This window comes from Corallococcus sp. AB049A, assembly GCF_003668885.1.
GTDB classification, from domain to species: Bacteria; Myxococcota; Myxococcia; order Myxococcales; family Myxococcaceae; genus Corallococcus; species Corallococcus interemptor.
This window is the reverse complement of record NZ_RAWL01001461.1, coordinates 1-385: the sequence shown is the minus strand read 5'-3', so window position 1 is coordinate 385 and position 385 is coordinate 1. Positions and strand designations below refer to the sequence as shown.

Here is a 385-nt window from a genome sequence, read left to right as displayed (position 1 = left end):
CCGACATCCAGCCTGAGATCGTCCATGGCGACACGCAGGCCCAAAGCTATCCGGTCTTCGGCCTGGCCCACATGCTGGGCATCCAGCTGATGCCCCGGATCCGGAACATCAAGGACCTGACATTCTTTCGGCCCGAACCGGGTAGGGCTTATAAGAACATCCAGGCACTGTTCGGGGACAGCATCGACTGGCAACTGATCGCCACCCATCTCCACGACATGCTGCGGGTGGTGATCTCAATCCGATTGGGCAAGATCACCGCGTCCTCGATCCTGCGCCGGCTGGGCACCTACAGCCGGAAGAACAAGCTGTACTTCGCCTTCCGGGAACTTGGCAAGGCCGTTCGAACGCTGTTCTTGCTGCGCTACATTGATGACAATGAGAT

Annotated in this window: 1 protein-coding gene; it reads left to right on the top strand. The window is 58.7% G+C overall.

The genetic code is table 11. The features are described 5' to 3' along the window. The coding region (locus D7X55_RS47455) for a Tn3 family transposase (protein WP_147470569.1) at positions 1-385 on the top strand (385 nt) is incomplete at both ends.